Genomic DNA, 3,401 nt, shown 5'->3' with positions numbered 1-3,401 from the left:
GCGGGGCGAGGGAGAAGGGCGAGCGGTGATCGGGGCCAAGTGTCAGAAAGCCTCAGCGCCCGAAGCGCTTGGCCAGCATCTCTTTCAGGATCTGGCGCTTGATCTGCTTGTTGGTGAGCACGCCATCGTGCCACCAGAAGCCGTCGGCCTTCATCTTCTGCGCGGCGCGGACGAAGCGGTCGGCGACTTCGGTGAAGTCGGCGTCGGTGTAGTTGAGGCTGAAGATCAGCCGTCCGGTGCCGACCCAGCTCAACGCCAGGCCTTCGGCGCGCAGGTAATATTGCAGCATCCAATTGTAGCGGGACGGCGTGGTGTATTTCACCGTCCAGATCGAGGAGAAGTTGGCGAAGCGCACCGGCAGGTCGGCATCCTGCATCATCTGGTTGAGCTTCTTCACGCGCCCGTTCCAGGTCTCCTCCAGCCCATCATAAACGGCGCGGAAGTTCGGGCTGGCGAGGCGGCTCAAGAACTCGTCCATCGCCGTCATGACGTAGGGGTGCGAGTTGAAGGTGCCGCGGGCGAAGCAGATGTCGGCGGGGCGGTCGTCGCGGAAGCGGCGCATCAATTCGCGCTTGCCGCAGACCACGCCGACCGGCAGGCCGCCGGCGAGGCTCTTGCCGTAGGTCACCATGTCGGCGCGCACGCCGAAATACTCCTGGGCACCGCCGGCAGCGAGGCGGAAGCCGACGAAGACCTCGTCGAAGATCAGGACGATGCCGCGCTGGTCGCAGACCTCGCGCAACTTCTTCAGCCATTCGGTGTAAGCCGCGCGATCGAAGTTGCCGCCGCGCGAGGAATCGACCAGCGAGGAATCGCCGGGCGCGTTGGCGTTGGGATGCAGCCCCTGCAGCGGGTTGACCAGCACGCAGGCGATGTCCTTGCGCGTGCGCAGGACATGCAGCGTCTTCTCCGACATTTCGGCGAGGGTGTAGGTCTCATGCGCAGGAATGGGATTGCCGACGCCCGGCTGCACGTCGCCCCACCAGCCGTGATAGGCGCCGGCGAAACGAACCAGATGCGTGCGCTTGGTGTGGTAGCGCGCCAGCCGCACCGCCTGCATCACGGCTTCGGTGCCGGACATGTGGAACGAGACTTCGTCGAGGCCGGAGATTTGGCAGAGCCGCTGCACATTCTCGAGGATGACGGGATGGTAGGGGCCGAGCACGGGGCCGAGAGCATGTGCTCGCTTCTCGGCGCCCTCGATGCACTCCTTGTAGAAGTCGTTGCCGAAGATGTTGACGCCGTAGGAGCCCGTGAGGTCGTAAGCGGTGTTGCCGTCGACGTCGGTGACGGTGACGCCGCGCGAGGATTCCATGAAGGTCGACGTGCCCAGATGCTCGCGGACGAGACGCGAGAACTGGAACGGCACGCGGTAGCTTTCGGTGAAGTTCAGGTCGGAGATCGTCTCCGCCGCTTCCTTCGTCATCGCGCGACCCCGGGGGTAGCGCTCGGCGTAAAGCCTGGCGAGACGGAAAAAGGCGTCCTTGCGTTGCGCTGCGATGTTCGCCGGCGCGCCGTCGCAGGCGAAGTATTGATCACCCTCGAACTCGTAGAACGGCAGCAGCCGCGCCACCCGGCGCGACATCTTGGAGTGCCCGGCGAGCGAACGGTGCTTGGCGCGGGACAGTTCGACCCGCGCCTTGATCTTCGGGAGGACGGCGGCAGCGGACGCTGCGGCGGCCACGGACATCGAGAGAATCGGGAGTGTCGTTTCCATGACAACAAGCGCTAAACCTGCGAGCTGACAGATTCATGACAGTCAAAGCCCTCATCGCCTCTTTCACCCAGCAGGAAGATCTCAACTTCCTGTTGACCAACCGCATCCCCCGCGCGGCGCTGACCCGCTTCATGGGCTGGTTCTCCAAGATCGAGAATCCCCTGGTGCGGGACTTCTCGATCGCGCTGTGGAAGCTGTTCTCCGACCTCGATCTGTCGGAGGCGCGCAAGACGCAGTTCAGCAGTCTGCACGACTGCTTCACCCGGGAGCTGAAGCCGGGCCTGCGGCCGTTCGATCCTGATCCTGCAGTGGTGGCGAGCCCCTCGGACGGCATCGTCGGCGCTCACGGGAAAATCGCGGACACCGAGCTGTTCCAGGTCAAGGGCGCGCCCTATTCGCTGCTCGATCTCGTCGGCGATTCCGCGCTGGTCGAGCAGCACCGCAACGGCTCTTTCGTTACGCTGCGGCTGACGTCGAGCATGTATCACCGCTTCCATGCGCCTTATGACGCGCACATCGAGCGGGTCACGCTGATCCACGGTGACGTCTGGAACGTCAACCCGATCGCGCTCAAGCGCGTCGAGCGTCTGTTCTGCAAGAACGAGCGCGCGGTGATCCGCACGCATTTGTCGACCGGCGAAGCCGTGACGCTGGTGCCGGTGGCGGCGATTCTGGTCGCGAGCATCCGCCTGCACTTCCTCGACATGGTGCTGAACGCGCAGACGCGCGGCCCGGTCAATTTTCCCTGCGACGTCAACGTGAGCAAAGGCGAGGAGCTCGGCTGGTTCGAGCACGGCTCGACCATCATCATCCTCGCGCCCGGCGATTTCTCGTTCTGCGACGGCATTGCCGAGGGCACGCGCATTCGCGCCGGTCAAGCGCTGCTCAGGAGAAAGTAGCCTTCAATCCGCCGCCCCCGCCGCCTATATCGTCGGGCGGGGACGATTCGATCGATACGGATGTGACGATGGCGCGGGCGCCGGTCATGGCGGCGGGTGGTATTGTGTTGCGGCGCGCGCCGGTGCCGCTGGTTGCAGTCGTGCGCCAGCGCAAGCGCAACGAATGGGTCCTGCCCAAGGGCAAGCTCGACGACGGCGAGACGCCGAGGGAAGCCGCGCACCGCGAGGTGTTGGAGGAGACCGGCCACGACGTGGCCGTGCACGAATTTCTGGGTACGCTGGTCTATCAGTCCGGCGGGCGCTCCAAGGTCGTGCATTACTGGCGGATGGAGGCCGACGGCGTACCGGTCCGCAAGCTGATGAACGACATCAAGGCGGTCGACTGGCTGGCGCTGGACGACGCGATCGCCCGTCTGTCGCGCGAATACGAACGCGTCTTCCTGACTCAGATCGGACCGATCGCGCTCGCGGCGGCAGGGCTGGCGCCTCTGTTCGCCCCGGAGCAGGTTTCCGAGCCGGTGTCGCCGTTGGCGAAAGACGACATCCATGCATCTTTGCAGACGCTGACACAAGCGGAAGCAGCATCCGTCGATGAATTGCGGCACGGCCTGTTGCGGAAGGTGAAAGCTTGGCTGCGCGGCGAAGCGTGAGTTACTTACGCGCAATTTCAGTGCGGCATTGAAGGTGCACCCTCTCCCCTTGTGGGAGAGGGTGGCTCGCCGCAATAGCGGCGAGACGGGTGAGGGGTCTCTATCCTCACGAGCGGGTCCGGCGAGTGGATAGAA

General features: G+C 64.5%; 3 protein-coding genes. 2 read left to right on the top strand and 1 reads right to left on the bottom strand.

The features are described from left to right. Positions 1–52: 52 nt before the first annotated feature. Positions 53–1,717: an aminotransferase class III-fold pyridoxal phosphate-dependent enzyme gene (locus XF30_RS30260; RefSeq protein ID WP_109144691.1), complete on the bottom strand. Its 1,665-nt coding sequence runs from the start codon at positions 1,715–1,717 to the stop codon at positions 53–55. A gap of 35 nt (positions 1,718–1,752) precedes the next feature. Between XF30_RS30260 and asd the strand changes: the two genes are divergently transcribed. Together asd and XF30_RS30250 are read left to right on the top strand one after the other, a co-directional pair. Beyond that, positions 1,753–2,616 (top strand): archaetidylserine decarboxylase, encoded by an 864-nt coding sequence (gene asd / locus XF30_RS30255; protein WP_036003438.1) that lies wholly within the window; start codon positions 1,753–1,755, stop codon positions 2,614–2,616. 68 nt (positions 2,617–2,684) lie between these two features. Beyond that, positions 2,685–3,266, top strand: a complete 582-nt coding sequence (locus XF30_RS30250; protein ID WP_109144690.1) for an NUDIX hydrolase — start codon at positions 2,685–2,687, stop codon at positions 3,264–3,266. Positions 3,267–3,401: the final 135 nt, after the last annotated feature.

The sequence above is a fragment of the Bradyrhizobium sp. SUTN9-2 genome, from assembly GCF_003122645.1.
GTDB lineage: Bacteria > Pseudomonadota > Alphaproteobacteria > Rhizobiales > Xanthobacteraceae > Bradyrhizobium > Bradyrhizobium yuanmingense.
Note: the sequence above shows the minus strand (reverse complement) of the source record. Positions and strands in the feature narration are given on the sequence as shown.

What these genes read in the sequence shown, in the direction of transcription:
- XF30_RS30260 (WP_109144691.1), bottom strand. Translation starts at nt 1,717, where the DNA reads ATGGAAACGACACTCCCGATTCTCTCGATGTCCGTGGCCGCCGCAGCG.
- XF30_RS30250 (WP_109144690.1), top strand. Translation starts at nt 2,685, where the DNA reads ATGGCGCGGGCGCCGGTCATGGCGGCGGGTGGTATTGTGTTGCGGCGC.
- asd (WP_036003438.1), top strand. Translation starts at nt 1,753, where the DNA reads ATGACAGTCAAAGCCCTCATCGCCTCTTTCACCCAGCAGGAAGATCTC.